Below are 22,522 nucleotides of genomic sequence, written 5' to 3' on the forward strand. Positions count from 1 at the left end.
TGTCAGTTCCTTCCTAATTGGATATCTTACGAAATTGGCTGATGAAGAATCCATCACTTCCGTATAATTCTGGAGTAATAAGGATACAGCCATCTTTTAGAATATCCTTGCATTCGTGATCTAGTTTAACCTGCTCGAACTCGGGATGACTTTCTAAAAATGCTTGAACCACTTGAAAGTTCTCTTCCGAGACAATAGTGCAGGTACTATAGGTTATTATACCACCTTTTCGTAGTGTTTGACAAACACTACCTAATATTTCCAGCTGAATTTCCTGTAATGACGCGAAATCAGCAGTGTCTTTGTTGTATTTGATGTCTGGTTTTCGACGCAATAGACCAATCCCTGAACAAGGGGCATCAACAAGAATCTTATCAAATTGATCCTTGCCAAAAAATTCATGCACTTTTCGAGCATCCAATTTTTGCGTTTGGACACGGTCTGCTACGCCTAAACGCTGAGCATTTTCTTGAATCAAATTGAGTTTATGATCATAGAGATCTAGAGCCGTTACCTGACCTGTCGATAGGTAAGAGGCAATATGGGCTGTTTTCCCACCTGGAGCTGCACAGGCATCCAAAACCTGCTCGTCGCCTTGTAGATCTAGTGTCGGTGCAACCAGTTGACTTGACTCATCCTGGATAGTAATAGCACCTTCAGCAAACAAATCATGGCCTGCAAAGTGCCCCTGCTCCTTGACCAGACCAGCAGGAGATAAAAGAGAATCACTTGCACCAAGCAAAGCTTTGATTTCCTCTTTTCGGCTCAAATCGGTCACACGGATACTGGCTTTATTCCGTTGCAATAGACTTCCAAAAATAGCTTGAGCTCGCTCTTCTCCATACTCTTCCTTGAGTTTCGAAATCAACCAAACTGGTAAAGAGTAGGCAATGGAATCACGCTTATTTTTACGCTTGATACTGGCAATATCTGGCAAGCCCTCACGCAAAATACGACGAAGAACAGCATTGACCAGTTTTTCACTACCCTTCTTACGAGATTTTGCAATTTCCACTGCCTCATTGACCACTGCATGGTCAGGAAGCTTATCCAAATATTGGAGTTGATAGACGCTCATGAGAAGCAGAACATAGAGCCAGCTATCTAGCTTCTCCCTATCTTGGATAAAATGAGACAAGTACCATTCCAAAGTTAGTTTACGGGCTACAGTCCCGTAAACAAGTTCTGTCACCAAACCTTTGTCTGTTGCTGACAGTTGACTTCCCTTGAAGTGTTTATTTAAGGCAATATTTGAGTAGGCTTGATTGACAAAGACATCCTCTAGCACCTTTAAGGCTAAGTTTCTAGCCGTTTCTACTTTAGTCACCAAATCGTTCTCCTACTGCCAAAGTTCGTCCCACACCGTTGAGGAAGGAAGCAATGTCCATCTTAGGTTTTCCTGCTGGTTGAACCTGTTTGAAAGACAGGGCTCCTTCTGCTGTTGCGACAATCAATTCCTTCTTACCGATGGAAAGAATCTCACCTGGATTGCCCTGACCTTCTACAGGGAGTGCTTCATAGATTTTGAAGCGTTCTCCTTTGAGGAAGGTGTGGGCAACTGGCCATGGATTCATCCCACGGATTTGGTTGAAGAGTTGACGATTGCTTTTAGTCCAGTCTAGTTTTTCTTCCTCTGGTTTAATATTTGGCGAGAAAGTTACTTGGCTTGGATCTTGCGGTTGAGGCTGAATTTCACCAGCTATATAAGCAGGCAAAGTATCCAAAAGCAAATCACGACCAACAACCGCCAATTTTTCAAACAAAGTTCCAACATTGTCCTCATCAGTAATGGGAATACTGCGACGAGAAATCATGTCTCCTGCATCCATTTCCTTGACCATTTCCATAATGGTCACTCCTGCCTCCTCATCACCCTGAATCAAGGCATAATGAATAGGAGCCCCCCCACGGTGTTTAGGAAGGAGCGAAGCATGAACGTTTACCGCAAAATCCATGCTATCAAGAAGCTTACTTGGGAGAAATTGTCCAAAAGCGGCTGTTACAATCCCATTAGCGCCCAAATTCATAATAGCTTCCATCTCTGGACTACCCGATAATTTTTCGGGTTGGTAAATAGGAAGTCCTGCCTCTTTGGCTGCTTGTTTGACTGGGGTTTCTTGGATGACTTTTTTACGTCCAACCGCACGGTCTGGCTGAGTTACAACTGCAATAATCTCGTAGCGGTCATCTGTCAAAAGTCCCTTTAAAACAGTCGCTGAAAATTCAGGCGTTCCCATAAATATTAGTTTTGTCATATCTTCTCCTTCTTATAAAAATTGTTGCGGTTCGTGGTCAATACTGAGACGAAGTTCGCTATTTTCCCGTTCTTGAGTCAAGGCCAAAACTTGGTTAAGTGTTGGGCCAAGCTCATCTTCTAAACGGTATTTAATCAAAATTTGGTAATGATAGAGGTTATGAGTGCGAGCGATAGGTTTTGGTGTTGGTCCAAGGATAATACTAGCATCCGATAAACCTGATCGCAAAATCCCCATTACTTGATAAGCACGTCTAAGAACCTCTTCTTCTTTTTTATGAGATAAGGTGATTCCAATAGTGAAATAATAAGGTGGATAACCCAACTGACGTCTGATGCCCATTTCATAGGCATAAAATCCTTCATAGTCCTGATCCTTGGCAAAGCGAATAGCATAGTGCTGAGGATTGTAAGACTGGATCAAGACCTGCCCAGCTTTTTCAGCTCTTCCTGCTCGTCCTGCCACCTGGGTCAAGAGTTGGAAAGTTCTCTCAGAAGAACGGAAATCAGGCAGGTTCAAGGCTGTGTCCGCATTGAGAACTCCGACAAGGGTCACATTTGGAAAATCCAAGCCCTTGGCAATCATCTGGGTTCCCAGAAGAATATCCGCTTCACCCTTGCCAAACTGCTCAAGAAGTGCTTGGTGACTACCTTTTTTGCGAGTTGTATCCACATCCATGCGCAGAATACGTGCCTCTGGAAAGAGTTCAGCTAGCTCATCGTAGGCTTTCTGAGTTCCTGTTCCATAGTAACGAATACTACGACTTTGACAGTTTGGACAAACATGAGGAATTTCCTTAGAAAAACCACAATAATGACAATTCATAGTCTTAGTATCCATGTGCAGCGTCAAGGAAATATCGCAGTTTGGACAGGTATCAACGGTCCCACATTCTCGGCACATAACAAAGCTAGAATAGCCACGGCGATTGAGCATGAGAACAACCTGCTCTTTTTTATCCAGTCGATCTTGAATTGCCTCAATCAGTGGTGGTGTAAAGTTGGACGTTTCATTTTGCCCAATATAATCACGGAAGTCAATCAGTTGCACTTCAGGAATGCTTGCTAAAGGATTGGCCCGTTGCGTCAGGCGTAGATGCTGATAAACACCCTTACCAGCACGCGCACGACTTTCTAGACTCGGTGTTGCAGAACCAAGGACTAATGCTGCTTGATTGTACTGGGCTCGTAAAAGAGCCACATCCCTAGCATGATAACGCGGATTGCTATCTTGCTTGTAGCTGGCCTCATGCTCTTCATCGATAATGATAACACCTAGATTTTTTAAAGGCGCAAAAATAGCAGACCTGGCCCCTACAACTACCTGAGCATCTCCACGCTCCACCTTGCGCCACTCATCATACTTTTCACCATTGGACAAGCCTGAGTGAAGAATGGCTACTTTATCACCGAAACGAGCAATAAAACGCTCCGTCATTTGAGGTGTGAGAGAAATCTCTGGCACTAGAACAATCGCTGTTTTTCCCATATCCAGGGCACCTTGGATAATCTGCAGATAAACCTCGGTTTTCCCACTTCCAGTGATTCCTTGTAGAAGAAAGGGAGGATATTGCTTCCCAATCGCTCCAACAACCGCCTCACAGGCTTGTTTTTGCTCTGGGTTTAACTCTAAGGCTTGATTTGACTCGATTCCTTCAAAGTAGGCGGCTGAGCGTTGAACTTCCTTTTGAAGAATCGTCAAAGCCCCCTGTTCCACAAAGAAATTGACTTGTTCCCGTGAGTAATGTTCTAACAAATCAGCTAAAGGAACTGTTTCAGGATGTACTAATAAATATTCTCGCAGTTGCAATTTCTTCTTGGCGCGATTTGAGATTTCTAGCTTTTCTAACTGTTCAAGATGAACTTCAACCCAAGACTGCGTCTTAACTTTCTTCTGATCCACAGCCTGATACTCTAGCTTCAAGATCCCTTTTCGGGTCAAACGCATCATCTCAGCTTGCTTTTCTAGGTCAAGAGATGAAAATGCTAGAGACTCCTGCGAACCAAACAAACGGTCTCTATCTTTCTGACTCAAGCCTTCCAGAGGATAGAGGATCTTATCATAGCTAGAATTCAAAAATCCTGGAAGCATGGCTTTAAGAATAGAAATCTTGTATGAAAAAACTGACTTACGTAGTTCTTCGGCCAACCAGAGTTGTTCCTCTGTTAAAACAGGAGAAAAGTCCAGCACCTCGGCAATTTCTTTTAAGTCCTCGTCTGCCACATCTGCATCAGATTGAGACTCCAACCCAAGAACAATTCCCTGAATCAAGCGATTGGCCTTCCCAAAAGGTACATGAACTCGCATGCCAACTTCCAGCATCTCTTCAAATTCCTCTGGAATCTTGTAGCTATAGGGCTGGTCTGTCTGCATCAAGGGAACATCCACAATGATTTTTGCAATAGCCATATCCTCACCTCCTTCTCTTCTTAAATCCTTTTAATTGATTGAGTATTCTTGCAATAGAAAAAATAAGATTGAGTCCCCCCAACCTTAAATTTTTTCACCTTCTTCTTTTTCTTTCGCGATTTGCTCTTTAATTTTCTTTTCTTCTTCTTCTTTCAATCGTCTTTCTTCTTCGATACGACGACGAACAGCTTCGCGTTTTCCTTCTGGATCTGGGTGGATGGTTACATTCCCTGATTCAATTTCTTCCAAGGCACGAAGAGTTGATTTTTCAGATTTGAATTCTTGAGTAGCAGGTGCTCCAGCTTCTAATTCATGAGCACGCTTTGCTTCCAAGATGACGAGTGAATATTTTGATGGCACCTTGTCAAGCAAGGTATCAATAGAGGGTTTTAACATCATTTGTTTGTACCTGTTTTCTAAATTTTATCGAATAGTCGGAGACTTTGGTAGCATATCCTGATAATGACCGATCACGCGGTCTACACGGAAATGTTCAGCTTCAATGACACGTTTAACACGTTCTGCGGCAAGAGGAACATGGTCATTGACAATAGCGTAGTCATACTCACGCATCAAAGCAATTTCTTCCTTGGCTTTTTCGATACGCTGAGCAATCACTTCTGCACTATCTGTACCTCGGCCAACGAGACGGTCTTGCAATTCTTCCAAATCTGGTGGTGTTAAAAAGATAAAGACCGCATCTGGAACTTTTTTCTTAACCTGGAGAGCTCCCTGCACTTCAATTTCAAGGAAGACATCGATTCCCTTATCAAGAGTTTCATTGACATAGGTCAGAGGAGTTCCGTAGTAGTTGCCTACATACTCTGCATACTCTAACATTTGCCCTTGACGGATCAACTCTTCAAATTCCTCCCGTGTACGGAAGAAATAATCAACACCATCTACTTCGCCTGGACGTTGTGCCCGTGTTGTCATAGATACTGAATATTGAAATTGATTTTCAGAACTCTCAAAAATTTCTCGTCTAACCGTTCCTTTTCCAACTCCAGAAGGACCTGAAAAAACGATTAGTAAGCCTCGGTCTGCCATTATGTCTCCTTTATATAGTTTGTGAAATGACTTGAAAATTTCCGTAAGATTATATGTCTAAAGCCATTTCTGCTCACTACAATCTTTCTATCTAGTGTAACAAAAAAGCAGTAATTTTTCAACTGCTCTTTCTTATTTATTTTGCATAATCAACTGCACGAAGTTCACGAATCACGGTTACCTTGATATTTCCTGGGTAATCGAGATTGTTTTCGATTTTCTCACGAACTTTGTGAGCCAAGATTGTGACCTTGTCGTCCTTGATTTGACCTGGGTTTACCATGATGCGGATTTCACGACCTGCTTGAAGGGCAAAACTATTTTGAACACCTTCAAAGCTATTAGCAATTTCCTCTAAATCATGGAGACGTTTGATGTAGCTTTCGAGTGACTCACTACGAGCTCCTGGACGGGCTGCGCTTAAGGCATCCGCTGCAGCAACGATAACTGCAATCACACTTTCAGGTTCTACATCTCCGTGGTGACTGGCAATAGTATTGACCACAACTGGGTGTTCCTTGTACTTGCGAGCCAACTCCGTACCAATCTCAACGTGGCTACCTTCTACTTCACGGTCAATGGCTTTCCCGATATCGTGAAGGAATCCAGCACGACGGGCAAGTGTAGCATTTTCACCAAGTTCGCTAGCCATGATACCAGCTAACTTAGCCACTTCAATCGAGTGACGCAAGACATTTTGTCCATATGAAGTACGGAACTGCAAGCGACCCATAATCTTCATCAAGTCAGGGTGAAGGTTCGGTGCACCAATTTCATAGGCTGCAGCTTCACCATATTCACGAATCTTGTTATCAATCTCTTGACGATTTTTTTCAACCAACTCTTCGATACGAGCTGGGTGAATTCGTCCATCCTTAAGTAAGGTTTCCATCGTCATACGGGCAATCTCGCGACGGATAGGATCAAAACCTGACAAGGTTACCACTTCTGGCGTATCATCAATGATGACATCAACCCCTGTCAAACTTTCAAAAGTACGGATGTTACGCCCTTCACGACCAATGATGCGACCTTTCATGGTATCATCAGGCAGATGAACCGTAGAGTTAGTAGACTCAGCCACATACTCACCAGCAATTCTCTGCATGGCTTGAGCCAAGATATCCTTAGCCAGCTTATCTGAACGTTCCTTAACTTCTTGCTCAGCCTCACGAATACGACCAGCAATTTCCTTAGTTAAGTTTTCCTCTGTCTGAGCCAAGATAATGTCTTTTGCTTCCGACTGAGTTAGAGTTCCGATACGCTCTAATTCGTCTTGCTTTTGTTTCTCAATTTCTTCTAGTTGTTCTTCACGTACATCAAGGTTTTTTGCTCTATCAGAAATACTTTGTTCTTTTTGTTCAAGTGTTTTTTCTTTGTTCGTCAAATTGTCATCTTTACGATCAAGGCTCGTAGCTCTCTCCGTCAAACGACTTTCGATTTGCTTGAGTTCTTGACGTTCTGACTTAAATTCAGCGTCCACTTCTTCACGGTATTTTCTGGCTTCCTCTTTAGCCTCCAATAGTGCTTCTTTTTTAAGGGATTTGCTTTCGCTCTTAGCTTCATTGATTAATAAATCCGCTTCGCGCTCTGCTTGTCCTCGTAAATTAGTTGCTTCTTGTTCAGCATTTAAAAGCATCAACTCTGCAGCCTCTTGTGATGATTTCATCTTGACTGAGATGCTGACATATCCAATGACTAAACCAATGATGACGGCAAAAACAACAATCGCAATTGTCATGATTTCCATGTTTTTACCTCATTAAATTTGTTAATCCGAATGACATACATTCTTATACATTTTACCATAAAAATTGATTTTTAACAAACCTTAATTTGAAGTTGTTTTGGTTATTTCAGAGATTAAAATCCTTATTTCCCCTGATAAACTAGGCTATTGTTACTAACCAAATTTTTTAAGAATTTTTTTACACACAAATTAGAAAAAGCCCACCTTTCAGTAGACTTAATAATGATCTTTGAAGGACAAGAAAGCGATGCTATCTCCATCCATCATGTAAATCAAGCGATTTTCTGCGTCAATACGCCGTGACCAAGCTCCTTGATAGTCATACTTGAGTGGTTCTGGTTTACCAATTCCTGTAAATGGATCACGTTGAATATCCTTGATTAGTTTGCTGATTCTTTTTAATGTTTTCTTGTCCTGAGTTTGCCAGTAGCAATAATCCGCCCAGGCATCTTCTGTGAACTTGAGCAGCATTCCTCACTCCTCAATCACATGCACCTGAGTGTGTCCCGCACGAACTTGGGATATTCCTCGCAAGACCTTGTCAGAAAGCTCCTTATTCTGAGCAATTCTCAAGGTTTCTTGAATACTATCCCACTCGCTCTTTGAAAGGACTACAATGTCCTCATCAGGATTTTTATTAACTACTGTCAAAGGTTCAAACTCATCGTTTACCTTCTTCATGTAGTCTTTTAAATGATTTCGGAATGTTGAGTAAAGAACTGCTTCCATAACCATACCTCGTTTTACCTCTTTTCATCTATTATACACGAAAAGAAAAAAATTGTCAGGAACTTGTACAAGTTTTTTCTTTTCTATCTAGTTATTCGAAAAAGACCAAAAAAAGCCTACCTTTCAGTAGACTTAGTTTGATTCGATTTTAATTGGCACTCGACCAAAATTTTGTTCTGCGATACTTGGGTGTCCCAGTTGATAAATTTGGTCTGCCTTTTGGGTCATGGCATCCCAGGGTTCTTTGCCGATTCGGCTAACTAGCTGGATTTGATCTTTCAAACCTTTAAGGTGTTGTCTGCCTTTTTCGGTAAAACCAAGGACGTGAATACCTTCTGGCAGGTCACTTTCTCTAGCCTGCACCAAGATATAGATCAAGAGGCGTCGCACACGCGCTTTGGTGTAGCGTTTGGTAGCCACTAACTCAACCAATTCCTCAATAGATTTTGCTATTTTGATGGCTTCCTTAATACGCACTGCCATTTCCTGATTGACCTGATAAATAGTACTTAAATCTAGATTTGACAAGATTTGATAGCGTAAAAGTGGAAAATAATTATCCCAACTCACCTTACTAGCATTTTCAAAGAGCTCAACAGTTGGCATAAAACGTTCTAAGAAATCTTGGTCTGATTGATGCTGTCGGATAGCTGTCGCCGAAGCAAAGTCAACATCCTTGTCCACAGAATGATAGCCTGCCCCCTGACGCTTGATTGGATGAAGTTTGATATCTCTTCCAGCAACTGCCTTGGCGTAGGCAAGAGCTAAGACATGATTGGGCGTATCACCCGAAAAATCAAGACCTGCAAATTCCTTCCACATGGCCTGGGTTTTCTGAGGGTAGGAGAGTGAATCAGGTAGATTGTCCACAAAATTCTCCATCTCAGCACCTTGCTCCGTGTACAGGTCAGCAATTTTCTGGTAATCTAGAACTTCCTCTGTCCCAAAAGCTAGGCTATCAATCCCCAACCGTGCCAAGATATCTACTGCTCCTTGCCCAAAGAAATCCGCTGCCTGAACACTGACTAAAAAAGGCAATTCTACAACTAAGTCCGCTCCATTCTCTAGTGCCATTTGAGCCCGTGTCCACTTGTCAACGATAGCCGGCTCTCCTCGTTGCATGAAATTTCCAGACATGGCAACGATTTTCAGCTCATCTGCCTGTTTTAGCAGGTATTTGTGGCCATTATGAAAAGGATTGAACTCTGCGATAATACCTGTAATGGTCATGATGTTCTCCTACTTCTGCGCGACGAAAAACCAACGAGTACTGGTCTCTGTAGGCTCCTTATCCTCAAAGTCAGCATAAAGTTTGAAGGACTTAAAACCAGCCTGTTCCAGCAAGATATCATAGGTCAAGACCTCGTAAGTCCGTTCCTCATGCACTTCATCGTGACGACTAAAGGAATCATCCGCTTCCTTGATAAAGAAGGTCAGCTCATGCACAATAGAGTGAGGAGCATCGTCCTCGTAGGTATCCCAAAGCATGGCAAAGTCTTCTGCATTTTCATGGTAGGAATAGCCTGGGAAGACTTCATCTGTCTGGTAGGTCGAATGCACATCAAAGATAAAGACCCCGTCCTCATTGAGAGCATTATAGACTTCTTTAAAGACATCCCCTACTTCCACCTCATCCTGCATGTAGCAGATTGAGTCCGAATAACATGTGACAAAATCGAATTTCCCTGCCTTGGACAAATCCAGCATATTGCCTTCCATAAAATCAATCTTTTGCTTGGCTGAAGAAGCTCTCTTCTCAGCAATCTTCAACATATCCGCACTCAAATCAAGTCCAGTCACATCAAAACCAGCCTGAGAGAAGCGCACTGATTGAATTCCTGTTCCACAAGCCAGCTCCAAGAGTTTCTTTCTCTCCTTAGTCTTGGGCAAATGCCGGAGGGAAAAATCCGTCCATTTATCGTATAAACTATCGTCCATCACAGCATCGTAAACAGCCGCAAAGGTTTCATAAGTTGCCATAATTAAGATACAAAGAGCGTTAAAAGCAAGGAGAAAATAGGAAACTTTCTGCTGTATGGTCAGATACAAAGGAAGTTTATTTTTTTCTCGCAGCTTTTAGCTCGTGTTCAGTTTCGAGATGAACAAAACACGACGCCCTCACCTTTCCATCAATTTCTTTTAAAATAAGCAAAGAAACCCAGTTGACTACAACTGAGTTCAATTGTAACGCTATAGTCTCTTCGTTTGCTTTTAGTACTAGGCAACGAATTGCAGGCATAACTAGAGTTAGGCAAAATGAGTTAATGCCGTAATAAAAGATAAAGGAAAAGACTATAAAGTTTCAGATAAATCTACAGAATTTGCCTCATGCCATAGTTTTTCGAGGTTATAGTGGGCACGCATTTCTTCTGAGAAGATATGCACTACGACACCACCGAGGTCTAATAGGACCCAGCCTCCAGCCGCATCGCCTTCGACATGACTACCTTTAAAGCCTGCTTGGGCTACTTTTTCACGGATATTATCAGCGATAGCATCCAACTGACGGCTATTCATTGAGCTAGTGATAACAAAGTAGTCTGTCACACTAGTCAAATCTTGTACGTCAAGTGCGAGGATGTCCTCAGCACGTTTCTCATCAGCCGCTTTCACGACTAGTTCTAGTAATTCTTTTTCGTTCATTTAATCCTCTTTCTAGAAAATATGTTTGTAATCTAGGACATCTGCAAAGCGCCCCTCCCAAATGCCCTCATAGAATTTATTTATCGTTTCAGCTGGAATGTCTTTCCCATCAAACGTTGTGCAAGTTCCTTCTGGAATAATAAGCTGATAGCCATATTCAAAAGCAACCTTGACAGAGGTATCCACACAATATTCAGTCTGCATACCACATAAAACTAATTTTTCAATTCCCTGTTTATCCAAGTATTCTCTTAAGCCAGTTTCTTTGAAAATACTATTATACTTCTTCTGAAAGACCTTTTCATCAGGTTTTCGATTTAAAAGCTCAGATAACTGCCAATCTTCTGATATTTGGGCTTCAGGGTTCTCAATATGTTGAACATAGATAATTTCGATATTCTTACTTCTAGCTTGGTTTTGTAAATAAGAAATTTTTTCCAATAGACTATCTGTCTTAAAACCTGTTTCCACTAAAATATTTTGTACATCAATAATGATAAAAGCAGTCTTCATTTAATTCTCTTTCAAATAGTGCACATAGGCGTTATAGGTTTCAAGGGTTTGGGGATAGATGGGAAATCCCTGGCGAGCTAAATGCTCGACAGTGCGAGCTGTTTCGTAGGCCACAGCCTTATTGAGCGATTGCTCAGCAATCTCACGTGCCTGGTCCACCCCTGGAAAGGCACGATTGTGCTCGATATAGTCTGCGACGTAGATAACCTTATCAAGGTCTGTCATCTGACTTGCTCCAACTGTATGAATCTCAATAGCTCGCAAAATTTCAGGATCTTTCAAATCTAAATCTTCCTGAATCTTGTAGATGCCAACCATGCCATGCCAGACATTATTTCCCCAGTTTTTGAGGTCTGGATCCAATTGATAACGGTCAATCAAGTCTAGAAATTCCTGATCTGACAGCTTTTTAGCATAGTCATGAAGGAGACCTGCTAGACCTGCTTTTTCAACATCTACACCAAAGCGCTGAGCCAATTCTATAGCTGCGCGCTCTACACCCAGACAATGGGTTAGACGTTTTTCAGGTAGGAGCTCTGCCATTTTTTCCAACAATTCTTCACGCGAACAGTTGATATAGTCTTGGTATGCCATCAGTAAAGCCCTTCTTTCTCAATATAGTCTAGTACAGGCTTAGGTAGGAGAAAGTTAGGGGTGCGTCCTTGAGCAATGAAATCACGCACCATACTGGATGAAATATCCATGAGAGGCACATCCACCCAGATAACAGGATAGGAAGTCCCAGCCTTGTATCGTGGTCGCTGAACTCCTACAAACTGAACGAGGTCGACCAGTTCATCAATTCTATACCATTTGGGTAAATAGTCTACCATGTCAGCGCCGATGATAAAGTAATAATCTGTATCTGGATTCTTCTCTGTCAGAATCTTCATGGTGTCGTAGGTGTAGGAAATTCCCTTGCGCTCTAGCTCAATAGTTTCAATAGCTAAACCTTCGATTCCGTCAATTGCCAATTCAAGCATCTTGAGACGATGGTGTTCAGGAATGGTTTCTTTTTTGTCTACGTGAGGTGGTTGATATTCGGGCATGAGCAGAACCTGATCCAATCCCAACTGTTGACGGACTTGGTCTGCCACGATAAGGTGGGCATTGTGAACAGGGTTAAAATTTCCCCCTAAGATTCCAACTTGCTTACGTTTTTTATCCTTGATTTCTGGCTCTAACTCCACTTTTGTAAAGGGAGTTAATAATTCGATTGCCATAGGTTAATCTCCTTTACTTTTCTGTAAAAACAGTTTGGGAGTATATTTTTAGATTTCTTTAACTTTTTTAGAAATCTTACGATTTTCTTTCTTGCTTGATTGCTTATACAAAATCAAGATACGACCGATTTTTTGGACTGTATCCACACCGATTTCTTCTTCCAAGATTTCAGCTACTTCGTGGATGTTTTCATCTGTGTTTTGCAAGAGAGTAACCTTGATCAATTCGCGGGCATCAAGTGCCTGACGAACGCTGGTTTTGATTTGGTCGTTGAGTCCATTTTTCCCGATTTGAATGATGGGCTTGAGGGTGTGTGCCTGGCTGTTGAGGAAGGCACGTTGTTTCGATGTTAATGACATAATTCATTTAAAAGAGTTTTTTTTTATACTTTTCTGAGGTGGTGACGGACGTCAGCAAAGTCCTCTGGACTTTCATGACTAAAATTTGAGCCTAAGGTCTCAAATTTTCCGCAGTTGGTACAATCACTTGTACCAACTAACACCACGGCGAAAAGTATCTTCTATGGGCTCGCCATGCTCGCCTTTATAAAGATAACTCTTTCCTTTCTGTGTTTAAATAATTGCTTTTCGTGTGACGACGGCGACGCCTTCTGGTGCCCAGACGGCTACTTTTGCAGTTCCTGTTACACGGATCCAGCCTAGTCCTGAGATAACGAGGTCTGTCTTATCCTTGATAGTAAAAACATGTTGGACCAGTTTTGGAAAATCTTCTTTTTCCTTGCTATTTGGTGGTGTAAGGAGGGTTCCTAGATGCTTATCGTAAAAGTCACTCGCTCCTTCTAGCTTGGTACGATGGAGTTTGAGTTCATTATCAAAGAAAGCTGTAAATCCTTGCTTTTCTCCTGCAATGAAATCAAAGCGTCCCAAGCCACCTAAAAATAGGGTTTGCTCTGGATTGAGCTGATAGGTTTTAGGTTTAATTTCCTTTTTAGGACTGACATACTTGAGGTTTTTAGCCGTCAAGTAGTGAGCCATCTGATGACGATGGATAATTCCTGGTGTATCATAGATATAGGAACCGTCATCAAGTGGAATCTCAATCTTATCTAGAGTTGTCCCTGGGAAGCGTGAAGTTGTGATGACGTTCTGGTCACCCGTAATCTCCTGGATGATGGCATTGATAAGGGTTGATTTCCCGACATTGGTCACACCAACTACGTAAACATCACGTCCCTTACGGTAGTGCTCGATCTTGTCAATGACTTCCTTAATGGAATGTTTGTTTTGGGCTGAAGTTAGTACAACATCCACAGGACGAAGCCCTTCTTCGTGGGCACGCTCCATGAGCCACTGGCTAATCTTGCTCGGCTTAACTGACTTAGGCAGGATATCTTTTTTATTCCCGACCAAGAGGACATCATTGCCCGATACAAAGCGTGGTAAACCTGGGATGACAGAACCATTAAAGTCAAAGATATCAATGACATTAACTACCAAGGCATCACTGTCTCCTACCTCGTGCAAGAGTTTGAGGAAATCATCATCCGTTAACTGGACATCCGTGATTTCATTGTAGTGACGCAGACGGAAACAGCGTTGACAATAGACTTCACCTGTCTCCAAACCTTTTTCAAGTGCCGACTGGGGGGTGAAACCAAGCCCAGTCTTATCTGTAGTCTGAATAGTTGCTCCACAACCAATACAGAGAATTTCTTCCATAATTAGATTCCTTTTTTATAAGTAATAGGGCCGTACTTTTCAGCGATTTTTCTCATCACACGACGCTCACGCGCTCGGTTAATCTGAGTCTTAATAGAGTCGTGCTGGACCAAGGGTTTGACCAAAATCGAGCGAATGCCGGCTCGGTGGGCTGCTCGGATATCGGTCATGAGTTGGTCGCCAACCATGACCACTTGGTCTTTTTCATAGCGGAAATGTTTCATGGCACGGTTAATTCCTAAAGTAAAGGGCTTCAGTGCCCAGTAAACATAGTCAATATCAAATTTTTCAACTGCTCGTTTGACACGTTTGGGAGTATTGTTAGATACCACAATGATACGTATCCCAGCATCTCGGAGATCATGTAACCATTGCTTCATCTCTGCTGTTCCATCTGGATTATTCCAAGCAATGAGGGTATTATCCAGATCAACCAAAACAGCCTTGATTCCCTGCTCCTGCAGGCTTTGAACTGTCAGATCATAAACTGCTTCCACAGCAAAATCTGGCATATAATTTTCAATCGCCATTCTGGCTCCTTTTCTTTCTATTTTTTAGTTTCTAGCAATTTTCTTTAGATATTGAGCCAAGATTGCCCATAAAATTAAACTAGCAATTAAAATATATATCCAGGCATTAGGCTCTTCTGTAAATGGCAGAGGGACATTCATTCCGAAAAATCCTGTAATGACTGCAAGAATGGCTAGCAAAACTGAGATAATGGTCAAGGTTGTCAAATTATCATTCAGATTGTTGTTTAGGATATTATTGTAAGATCCTGAGAGTTGTTGTAAAACCTGGGAAATCAAATCTGTCATAGACACCAACTGATGAGCTTCAATCATAGCATCATCAAACTGCTCTCTTTCCACTTCGTTAAAGTTCCGATAAAGCGCATGTCCCTGGATATGCTCCAAGAGGAGGCGATTTTGTTTAGCCGCAGCTGTCAAGTAAACCATACCAGTTTCCAAGTCAGAGAGGGCAAAGAGATTTTTTTTAGTGGTTGTTTGACGCAACAAGGCACTGATTTCATCCTTACTTTTATCCATCTGTTCAATGACAGGATAATAAGCATTGCTGATAAGCTCTAAACCGGCAAATAGAAACTTGTAGATTGAAATGATTTCATGATTTTCAAGATAGCCTAGCATCTGATCAATGACATAAGCATTCTTATGATTGCTGATGGTAATCATTCGTTGCTTTTCCACGATAAAGGTCATAGGAATGGCTTCATAGTATTCCTTGTCCCTTTCTAAGTCAAGAACGTTGTAGATAAAGGTCACTGTCCCATTTTCACGGTTATAATCCATGTGGGCTCGTTCGTTTCTATCCAGCGCATACTCGATGGTTTCTTTATCCAATCCATAGATTTCTGATAGGTCTTCAAGATTTTTGATGATTTCCACATCTAGATTAATCCAGGTACAACCATTCCCTAACTGCTTATCTAAAAACATCGTTTCTCCTTTACCAAACTCTTTCTATTGTACCATAAATCAAGTAAAATTTCAGTTCTCTTCTTTCCTTGAAAAATTACTCACAACGGTAATATTGCGGTTAGGAACAAAGTGAAGGGCTTGGTCGTCACTTCTCAGTTGAGTCGTCCGAATTCCAACACTGACAACTTTACCTGATACGGTAATAGGACCATTGGTCAAAACAACCTCATCTCCCACATCCAACTGACGTTCAAAGAGAATAAAGAAGCCGTTGATGACGTCTGATAGAAAGCCTTGTGCTCCCATACCGATAGCTACCCCAGCAATCCCTGCACCTGCAAGTAAGCTAGAGACAGGTAAACCTAGAATGGATAAAATACAATAAATCAAAAAGAAATAAAGTGTGTAGTTGAAAATATTTTCAAGCAAACGAGAAATGGTCTTTTGTCTACCTGCATCACGATTTGAAAACTTAAGTGAAGGTTTAACAATCTTTCCTACAGCAACATGGAGGCACTTTTTTGCTATGTAAAATAGAAGAATGAGAAGTAAAAGAGAAATCACCTTGGTCAAGAGATTCTCTAAAACAGTTGTCAGATCTAATTTATCCAGATATCGTTGAAAAAATTCTTGCATACAAAACTCCTTTCCTTTTCATTATACCATAAATCTACCAGGCTATTATTTTCATAAATATTCATTTGTTTTATGTAAATTTACAACTAACTTGCTTTTCAAGCATATTTATACTATAATCATAAACAATACACAGTAAGGAGACCTCTATGAAAAGAATCATTCGTGCTTGGAATAAAACAAATCTTATCAAAAGAATAGGGATCGGAATGACCATCGGAGCTATCCTCGGCCTATTCGTTCCCAATGTCTCCGGAATCGGTTTACTTGGAGATTTATTTGTAGGAGGTCTTAAGGCTATTGCTCCTATCCTGGTCTTTGCCCTCGTTGCTAACGCCCTCTCTCAACACCAAAAAGGCCAAGATAGTAATATGAGAACGGTCATTTTCCTATATTTACTTGGAACTTTTGCTGCGGCTCTTGTGGCGGTTATGGCCAGCTTTCTCTTTCCTGTTCAGATTGTCTTAAGTAGCGCTAGCACTGAAGTTTCTCCTCCAGATGGTATCGGTCAAGTGCTTAGTAATCTCCTACTAAAAGTCGTAGACAATCCTGTCAATGCCATCATCGAAGCTAACTATATTGGAATTTTATCTTGGGCTATCGTCTTTGGAGTTGCCATGCGAGAAGCTAGCAAAAATAGCAAGGAACTACTCAAAACAATGGCCAGTGTGACTTCAAAAATTGTCGAATGGATTATTAACCTTGCGCCCTTTGGTATCCTGGGCTTGGTCTTCAAAACCATCTCAGACCAAGGTATCGCTAGTTTAGCAAATTACGGAATCCTACTCGGACTTTTGATTGCCACTATGGTTTTCGTTGCCCTAGTGATCAATCCTCTGATTTCTTTTCTATTTATCAAGAGAAATCCTTATCCTCTAGTCTGGAAATGCTTGCGTATCAGTGGTGTCACCGCCTTTTTCACACGTAGCTCTGCAGCCAACATCCCAGTCAATATGAAACTCTGTAAAGATCTTGGACTCAATCCTGATACTTACTCTGTCTCAATCCCACTTGGATCAACCATCAATATGGCTGGCGCTGCTATTACTATCAACATCTTAACCCTCGCAGCAGTCAATACACTTGGAATCTCTGTTGATTTTGCAACTGCCTTTGTGCTCAGTATCGTTGCAGCTATCTCGGCCTGTGGGGCTTCAGGAATCGCCGGAGGTTCACTCCTACTTATCCCAGTTGCCTGCAGTCTCTTTGGGATTACCAACGATATTGCTATGCAGGTTGTGGGTGTTGGTTTCGTTATTGGTGTTATTCAAGACTCTTGCGAAACGGCCCTCAACTCTTCAACCGATGTGCTCTTTACAGCAGTTGCCGAATTTGCTTCTGCTCGCAAAAAATAATCAAGGCAAGCCTTTTGGGGCTTGTTTTGTCTGGTTTCTATCATTCAGTTTAGGAAATGTCTCATGTCTATCACTCAACGTACTTTTAAACTTGTTTTAGCCACTTGTCTAGCCTGTGTTCTAGCCTACTTTCTTGATTTATCTTCGGCTGTTTCTGCTGGTATCATCGCTCTTTTGAGCTTATCAGATACCCGTAGAAGTACGATCAAATTGGCTAAAAACCGCTTATTCTCAACCCTGCTAGCTCTGTCTATCGGCGTCTTGTCCTTTCAACTGACTGGCTACCATATTTGGAGTTTTGGTCTCTATCTCGCCCTCTATGTTCCTCTTGCCTACAAATTCGGTTGGGAAATTGGGATTACCCCTAGTAGTGTCTTGGTCAGTCATCTCTTAGTTCAAGAGTCTACCTCACCAGAACTACTAGCGAATGAACTCCTCCTATTTCTCATCGGTACCAGCTTTGCCTTGACTGTCAATCTCTATATGCCTTCTCGGCAAAAAGAGATCTATCTCTATCATCTCAAGGTAGAAGAAAAACTCAAGCATATCCTACTTCGTTTTGAATATTACCTTGGAAAAGGTGATGGCCGAAACCGTGCACAACTTGTTGAAGAACTGGACCAACTCCTCGAAGAAGCGCTCAAACTCGTCTATCTAGACCATTCGGATCATCTTTTTCACCAAACCGATTACCATATCCACTATTTTGAAATGAGACAGAGACAGAGTCGCATTCTTCGCAATATGGCCCAGCAAATCAACACCTGTAATCTAGCCGCAAGTGAAAGCCTGATCCTTGCTCAACTTTTTGCGAAAATTGCAGATCAACTCAGCCAGACCAATCCTGCCGATGATTTGCTAGTTGCTATCGAAGGCTATCTTGAAGTTTTTCGTCATCGCACGCTCCCAAAAACAAGAGAAGAATTTGAAACACGCGCAACCTTGCTCCAACTCCTGCGCGAATTGGAAAACTTTATCCAACTGAAAGCTGACTTCTATCAACGCTATGCTAAAGAATATAGCGATTTATCTTAATAACTAAAACACCTTTTGAACCGCAAAAACTTGCCATTCAAAAGGTGTTTTTCTGTCTTAAACCTAGCTAACTAGTAAATCATTCTTACAGAATATCAAAATTGGCATGAACTCTTATGAAACTTTTAAATGATTGACTTATCTTGCTCTTAGGAAGTATAGATGGAATTTCTAAACTCATTTGATTCCTTGAGATATGCCTTGTAAATAGCTTTTTTCAACTTCTGAACAGGAGTTTCAATAAAACGGTATTGTTTTTGGCTGATATTTCCTGCTTTGATTTGAGCAAGTTCTTCTTTTACCGCTTCTTCCATCAATTGCTTCATTCGTTCAGGACTGAAAATCTCTTCTTGCTTACCTTTATAGTCAATAGTAATCGATTTTAACTTACTGATTTTAGCAATCCGTTCATCCATTTGTTCCTTCTTGAATTGAGCATAGGTTTTGCCAGCTAAGATCTTTTCAAAGATGTATTGGTCTGACAAGGGACGATTCTCATTTTCAGCATCTTGCTTGTATTGATTAGAGACATAAGGAACGAAACCTTCGTAGTAACCAAGACCTGATATGAGTTCAAAGGCTTGTTTTCTAAAGCTGATATCGCCACTCATCCCCTTGTCATTTTCGTTGACACCATAAATCGTATCAAACATATCAACGGTGTAATAGCCATTGGCATCTACTTTACCTGTAGCCGTGAATCCCTTGATAATATAGCGATTTACTACGATGTGATTATCAATCAAACTATGAACATCACCTAGCTTGCTTGCATCCGCCTCAGTTAAAGCCTTGATTTCCTCACTCTGGTGGGTTGGTTTTACTGATGGATTTGGATAAGAAACAGGAGTTCTTGAACCACTTGTCGCACTCGGCAAGAGTTGCTTGAAGTAGACTGTCTTATCCGACGCCGACAATCCTCGACTTGCCTCAGCTTCTAGATAATCCAAAGTATAGAGAACATCGAAACTACCATGCATATATTCTTTCAAATCTGTGGCTGATTTAAAGCGTTCTGGTGTTTTGTTGTAGAAACTTTCTTTGTCACTCTCATCATAAACAAAGTTCAAGTTAAAGTAGCTATCCGTTTCAGGAGTGTAGGAGTTTTCAAAGATTCCACGTGCATAGAATTCTGCTCCTGTACCATCTCGTCGACCATAATTGTTAAAGAGAACTGTACGATCCAACAAGTGAGTCATTTCATGAGAATAGGTTGCTGACCCTCGATCGTCCAAAACCCTATCAATAAAGTAGCGCACACCAGCCCCATTAGCCTCAGCACCTACTGATTGAGGCGGAGAATACATGCCTAGCGGAGACATGAAGTCCTTAACTCCCTTATCCGCCTCTGGACCAAACTCCTTAGACCAGATTTCCTTGATGCCTGCATTTTGCTTGCTAGTATACTTTTTCATAGTATCCACAATCAAACGGTTGGTTACTAGTTTTGATTGATTGTCTTTTTTAGTGATTCTATAAAGCGTATCAATATAAGCAGCCTGACGCTCAGCCGTCAATTCAACCATAGCCTTCACTTTTTCCAATTCAGCCTTATATTGGGTAGGATTGCTCTGAGCCAGTGAGCTATCCATATAAGTTCCGATATTCCCGTAAGAAACGGTTGCCATATTTGTAATAGCATAGATACTTGGTTCCTTGATATTCACTAGTCCTAGAAGGGTAGCCAGGTTATATTGTTTGCGATTATCAATCTGTTGAGGTTCTGCCCCATACTTGGCAGGGTCAGAGGTTAATTTCGTGTAGAGACTTACATTTTCGTCTGTTTTTTCTTTAGATTTCTTCTCTACAACGATAGCTTTTGTAGCATCCTTCAACCAAGTATCGCCATCCATACTTGTAAAGGTAGTTCGGTTATAGTCAAGAAAGTCTAATAGAGTTGACTTATCGGTTACCTTTCCAAAGTATTTTTCAAATGTTCGTGGACTATTGACCAGCTTCATCTCATCATAGCTCATTGAACCCAGAGATGTTAGCCACTCTAGTGATGTCACCTTTTTACCAAAGGAACTTGGATTGTAGGCAAGAATATCACGAATGTTGGTCTTGCCAAAGTCAATATTGTAGAAACGATTGATATAGGTTAAACCTAGGAGAATTTTTTCCTTATTAGCTTCTAGATCTGCCCGAACCTTAGATCTGGTTTCAGCTGTATTTCCGAGCACACTCAAGCTATGGGCTACAACTTTTTTAAGGTCTGTATCTAGGGTCTTTTTCGTTTCTTCAAGCGCGTCTTTAATAGATAATCTCTCTAGATATTCTTTGCGAAGGACTTCTTTAACCTCTTCATCTGTAATAGTAGGATTTGTCTTTTTGAGTTCAATTTTCTTACTAATCACATCTCGTCCCAGAATATTTGGTCTGAGGGCATTTGTTACGTAAGGATTGGAAAGCAAATCCACAGCCTTCATTCCTTGGCTAGCAGGTCGTACATCGATAGCATTTTCTAACTCCGTATTCACTGGAAGAAGATGTGGTTTGTTTTCTTTGGTTCCCACCAAGATGACCTTTGGCTTCATTGCTTTTGTCACAGCACTTGTTTCCGTGTGTGATAGCAATTCACCTGTTTGAGAATTTACTTCATAGACTCTGGTAGTGGTGGTCTCGCCAGAATCGCCCTGGCTTTCTACTTTTTCAAGATCCTTATCAAGTCTTGAATCCTGACGGCGTTCCTCCTTGATTGGAATTGATATCACGATGGTTTCGACATTCCCAACTTTCACTACCTTATCAATCGGAGCTGTTACCTCTTTTTGGTGATCTCTTTCTGTAACCTGACCTGTCTGAGCATCTACTTGGTAGGTGGTAGTCATTTTTTCGCTTCCTTCCTTACCGGAAACAGCAACTTTTTCTGTTTGATAAGGAAGTGTCGGGTCCGCTTCATATATCGTACTATTTGCGATGACCTTTGTTTCTACACTTGGTTTGGTCCCAACTAGAACAACCTCATCTACCTTTTCCACCAAGGTTTTTGATGTACTAGACTCTATAATCTGGCCGCTTGTTTGATCTCTTGTATATCGGGTAGTGGTTTCTACTTGTCCATTGACACCATGTGTTTTCGTTTTTCTAGAACCGACTTCTTGACTGTCATCTGCTTGATAAATTATTTTGTAGGGGATTGTTTGGGTTTCAATTTTTGGTTGTGGTACAGGCAGAGGCTCTTTTTTGGTCCCTACAAGGATGATTTCTGGAACCGGGGCTCTTGTTATTTCATTAGAAACCAGTTTGCGACTTTCCTTGCCGTTAGGTGTCGTCACCTCGGTTAAGATGGTACGTTCACCATCGACTCCAGCTTGAACAAGTCTAACTTGGTCGTCAGATAAAGTTGGGTCTTCCTTTCGAATAGTCTCATAAGGAACTGACTCTCTTGTTACTTCCAATTCTGGTTTTTCTTCAACAAGACTTGGTGCACCTTCACTTGGAATTGAGGTGGACTCTACCTTAGTGCCTACTGCTATGATTTCGGTAACTGGCGCCAAGGTTACAGTGTTGGATTTGACTTGGCGGACTTCCTTGCCATCTACAGTCGTAACCTCGGTTAAAATAGTACGCTCGCCTACTACTCCTGTTTGTATAAGGCGGATTTCACCCTTAAGCAAGTCTGGATCTTCCTGATGAAGAGTGTCATAAGCAACGGCTTCTGTCGTAACTTCAAGCTCTGGTTTCACCTCGACCAAGCTTGGTGCACCTTCACTTGGGATTGAGGTGGACTCTACCTTAGTGCCTACTGCGATAATTTCTGATACAGGGGAGGTGGTGACTTCATTGGAAACTACTTTAC

Annotated in this window: 22 protein-coding genes; 2 read left to right on the top strand and 20 right to left on the bottom strand. The window is 41.5% G+C overall.

The genetic code is table 11. The annotated features are described in order from the left end of the window. Positions 1-13 precede the first annotated feature (13 nt). From rsmB to HMPREF2987_RS03335, 19 genes are all read right to left on the bottom strand, one after another. Positions 14-1,327, bottom strand: a complete 1,314-nt coding sequence (gene rsmB / locus HMPREF2987_RS03245) for a 16S rRNA (cytosine(967)-C(5))-methyltransferase RsmB (protein WP_075229377.1) — start codon at positions 1,325-1,327, stop codon at positions 14-16. Beyond that, positions 1,320-2,255, bottom strand: coding sequence for a methionyl-tRNA formyltransferase (gene fmt, locus HMPREF2987_RS03250; protein WP_075229316.1), 936 nt, complete (start codon positions 2,253-2,255; stop codon positions 1,320-1,322). Before fmt ends, rsmB begins: the two co-directional genes overlap by 8 nt. A gap of 12 nt (positions 2,256-2,267) precedes the next feature. Beyond that, positions 2,268-4,664 carry a primosomal protein N' gene (locus HMPREF2987_RS03255; RefSeq protein ID WP_075229317.1) on the bottom strand — a complete coding sequence of 799 codons (2,397 nt, stop codon included), beginning with the start codon at positions 4,662-4,664 and terminating at the stop codon, positions 2,268-2,270. An 84-nt stretch (positions 4,665-4,748) separates the two neighbouring features. After that, positions 4,749-5,063, bottom strand: coding sequence for a DNA-directed RNA polymerase subunit omega (rpoZ, locus tag HMPREF2987_RS03260; RefSeq protein ID WP_006146546.1), 315 nt, complete (start codon positions 5,061-5,063; stop codon positions 4,749-4,751). 24 nt (positions 5,064-5,087) lie between these two features. Further along, a complete protein-coding gene (gmk, locus tag HMPREF2987_RS03265) occupies positions 5,088-5,714 on the bottom strand; it encodes a guanylate kinase (protein ID WP_000775049.1) in 627 nt (208 codons plus the stop codon). Between the two features lie 136 nt (positions 5,715-5,850). After that, complete coding sequence (locus tag HMPREF2987_RS03270) at positions 5,851-7,464, bottom strand: ribonuclease Y (protein ID WP_075229318.1); 1,614 nt, start codon at positions 7,462-7,464, stop codon at positions 5,851-5,853. Positions 7,465-7,680: 216 nt separating this feature from the next. After that, entirely contained in the window at positions 7,681-7,935 is a 255-nt protein-coding gene (locus tag HMPREF2987_RS03275; protein WP_075229319.1) for a Txe/YoeB family addiction module toxin, read from the bottom strand. A 3-nt stretch (positions 7,936-7,938) separates the two neighbouring features. Further along, a complete protein-coding gene (locus tag HMPREF2987_RS03280; protein WP_180364493.1) occupies positions 7,939-8,193 on the bottom strand; it encodes a type II toxin-antitoxin system Phd/YefM family antitoxin in 255 nt (84 codons plus the stop codon). Between the two features lie 132 nt (positions 8,194-8,325). After that, complete coding sequence (locus tag HMPREF2987_RS03285; protein WP_075229321.1) at positions 8,326-9,423, bottom strand: nucleotidyltransferase; 1,098 nt, start codon at positions 9,421-9,423, stop codon at positions 8,326-8,328. Between the two features lie 9 nt (positions 9,424-9,432). Further along, a complete protein-coding gene (locus HMPREF2987_RS03290) occupies positions 9,433-10,173 on the bottom strand; it encodes a class I SAM-dependent DNA methyltransferase (protein WP_075229322.1) in 741 nt (246 codons plus the stop codon). A gap of 312 nt (positions 10,174-10,485) precedes the next feature. After that, the gene (gene rsfS / locus HMPREF2987_RS03295) at positions 10,486-10,836 is read right to left on the bottom strand and encodes a ribosome silencing factor (RefSeq protein WP_075229323.1); all 351 of its coding nucleotides are present in this window, start codon (positions 10,834-10,836) and stop codon (positions 10,486-10,488) included. A 12-nt stretch (positions 10,837-10,848) separates the two neighbouring features. Next, a complete protein-coding gene (locus HMPREF2987_RS03300) occupies positions 10,849-11,349 on the bottom strand; it encodes a cysteine hydrolase family protein (RefSeq protein ID WP_075229324.1) in 501 nt (166 codons plus the stop codon). Next, entirely contained in the window at positions 11,350-11,943 is a 594-nt protein-coding gene (gene yqeK / locus HMPREF2987_RS03305) for a bis(5'-nucleosyl)-tetraphosphatase (symmetrical) YqeK (RefSeq protein ID WP_075229325.1), read from the bottom strand. Beyond that, entirely contained in the window at positions 11,943-12,572 is a 630-nt protein-coding gene (locus HMPREF2987_RS03310; RefSeq protein ID WP_036759262.1) for a nicotinate-nucleotide adenylyltransferase, read from the bottom strand. The genes yqeK and HMPREF2987_RS03310 overlap by 1 nt, the downstream gene beginning before the upstream one ends. Before the next feature lie 48 nt (positions 12,573-12,620). Then, on the bottom strand, positions 12,621-12,932 hold the full coding sequence (yhbY, locus tag HMPREF2987_RS03315; RefSeq protein ID WP_000060171.1) for a ribosome assembly RNA-binding protein YhbY: 312 nt from the start codon (positions 12,930-12,932) through the stop codon (positions 12,621-12,623). A 213-nt stretch (positions 12,933-13,145) separates the two neighbouring features. Then, positions 13,146-14,252 carry a ribosome biogenesis GTPase YqeH gene (gene yqeH / locus HMPREF2987_RS03320; RefSeq protein ID WP_075229326.1) on the bottom strand — a complete coding sequence of 369 codons (1,107 nt, stop codon included), beginning with the start codon at positions 14,250-14,252 and terminating at the stop codon, positions 13,146-13,148. A 2-nt stretch (positions 14,253-14,254) separates the two neighbouring features. Further along, positions 14,255-14,782 carry a YqeG family HAD IIIA-type phosphatase gene (locus tag HMPREF2987_RS03325; RefSeq protein ID WP_075229327.1) on the bottom strand — a complete coding sequence of 176 codons (528 nt, stop codon included), beginning with the start codon at positions 14,780-14,782 and terminating at the stop codon, positions 14,255-14,257. Positions 14,783-14,806: 24 nt separating this feature from the next. Further along, a complete protein-coding gene (locus HMPREF2987_RS03330; protein ID WP_049508908.1) occupies positions 14,807-15,712 on the bottom strand; it encodes a magnesium transporter CorA family protein in 906 nt (301 codons plus the stop codon). A 51-nt stretch (positions 15,713-15,763) separates the two neighbouring features. Next, positions 15,764-16,330 (bottom strand): mechanosensitive ion channel family protein, encoded by a 567-nt coding sequence (locus HMPREF2987_RS03335; RefSeq protein ID WP_075229328.1) that lies wholly within the window; start codon positions 16,328-16,330, stop codon positions 15,764-15,766. Between the two features lie 149 nt (positions 16,331-16,479). On the opposite strand from HMPREF2987_RS03335, the gene sstT reads away from it, so the two are divergent. Together sstT and HMPREF2987_RS03345 are read left to right on the top strand one after the other, a co-directional pair. Further along, positions 16,480-17,685: a serine/threonine transporter SstT gene (gene sstT, locus HMPREF2987_RS03340; RefSeq protein ID WP_075229329.1), complete on the top strand. Its 1,206-nt coding sequence runs from the start codon at positions 16,480-16,482 to the stop codon at positions 17,683-17,685. 63 nt (positions 17,686-17,748) lie between these two features. Next, positions 17,749-18,720: an aromatic acid exporter family protein gene (locus tag HMPREF2987_RS03345; protein ID WP_075229330.1), complete on the top strand. Its 972-nt coding sequence runs from the start codon at positions 17,749-17,751 to the stop codon at positions 18,718-18,720. Positions 18,721-18,869: 149 nt separating this feature from the next. On the opposite strand, the gene HMPREF2987_RS03350 is transcribed toward HMPREF2987_RS03345, so the two are convergent. Next, positions 18,870-22,522 (bottom strand): ZmpA/ZmpB/ZmpC family metallo-endopeptidase (locus tag HMPREF2987_RS03350; protein WP_075229331.1); only part of this gene is annotated, 3,653 nt, incomplete at its 5' end.

The organism is Streptococcus sp. HMSC067H01 (genome assembly GCF_001814775.1).
Classification (GTDB): Bacteria; Bacillota; Bacilli; order Lactobacillales; family Streptococcaceae; genus Streptococcus.

Coding starts and splice junctions, on each gene's coding strand:
- gmk (WP_000775049.1), bottom strand. CDS start 5,714: ATGGCAGACCGAGGCTTACTAATCGTTTTTTCAGGTCCTTCTGGAGTT.
- HMPREF2987_RS03345 (WP_075229330.1), top strand. CDS start 17,749: ATGTCTATCACTCAACGTACTTTTAAACTTGTTTTAGCCACTTGTCTA.
- HMPREF2987_RS03255 (WP_075229317.1), bottom strand. CDS start 4,664: ATGGCTATTGCAAAAATCATTGTGGATGTTCCCTTGATGCAGACAGAC.
- HMPREF2987_RS03300 (WP_075229324.1), bottom strand. CDS start 11,349: ATGAAGACTGCTTTTATCATTATTGATGTACAAAATATTTTAGTGGAA.
- HMPREF2987_RS03335 (WP_075229328.1), bottom strand. CDS start 16,330: ATGCAAGAATTTTTTCAACGATATCTGGATAAATTAGATCTGACAACT.
- HMPREF2987_RS03310 (WP_036759262.1), bottom strand. CDS start 12,572: ATGGCAATCGAATTATTAACTCCCTTTACAAAAGTGGAGTTAGAGCCA.
- rsfS (WP_075229323.1), bottom strand. CDS start 10,836: ATGAACGAAAAAGAATTACTAGAACTAGTCGTGAAAGCGGCTGATGAG.
- rpoZ (WP_006146546.1), bottom strand. CDS start 5,063: ATGATGTTAAAACCCTCTATTGATACCTTGCTTGACAAGGTGCCATCA.
- HMPREF2987_RS03275 (WP_075229319.1), bottom strand. CDS start 7,935: ATGCTGCTCAAGTTCACAGAAGATGCCTGGGCGGATTATTGCTACTGG.
- HMPREF2987_RS03290 (WP_075229322.1), bottom strand. CDS start 10,173: ATGGCAACTTATGAAACCTTTGCGGCTGTTTACGATGCTGTGATGGAC.
- yqeK (WP_075229325.1), bottom strand. CDS start 11,943: ATGGCATACCAAGACTATATCAACTGTTCGCGTGAAGAATTGTTGGAA.
- HMPREF2987_RS03285 (WP_075229321.1), bottom strand. CDS start 9,423: ATGACCATTACAGGTATTATCGCAGAGTTCAATCCTTTTCATAATGGC.
- sstT (WP_075229329.1), top strand. CDS start 16,480: ATGAAAAGAATCATTCGTGCTTGGAATAAAACAAATCTTATCAAAAGA.
- HMPREF2987_RS03270 (WP_075229318.1), bottom strand. CDS start 7,464: ATGGAAATCATGACAATTGCGATTGTTGTTTTTGCCGTCATCATTGGT.
- yhbY (WP_000060171.1), bottom strand. CDS start 12,932: ATGTCATTAACATCGAAACAACGTGCCTTCCTCAACAGCCAGGCACAC.
- yqeH (WP_075229326.1), bottom strand. CDS start 14,252: ATGGAAGAAATTCTCTGTATTGGTTGTGGAGCAACTATTCAGACTACA.
- HMPREF2987_RS03330 (WP_049508908.1), bottom strand. CDS start 15,712: ATGTTTTTAGATAAGCAGTTAGGGAATGGTTGTACCTGGATTAATCTA.
- fmt (WP_075229316.1), bottom strand. CDS start 2,255: ATGACAAAACTAATATTTATGGGAACGCCTGAATTTTCAGCGACTGTT.
- HMPREF2987_RS03280 (WP_180364493.1), bottom strand. CDS start 8,193: ATGGAAGCAGTTCTTTACTCAACATTCCGAAATCATTTAAAAGACTAC.
- HMPREF2987_RS03325 (WP_075229327.1), bottom strand. CDS start 14,782: ATGGCGATTGAAAATTATATGCCAGATTTTGCTGTGGAAGCAGTTTAT.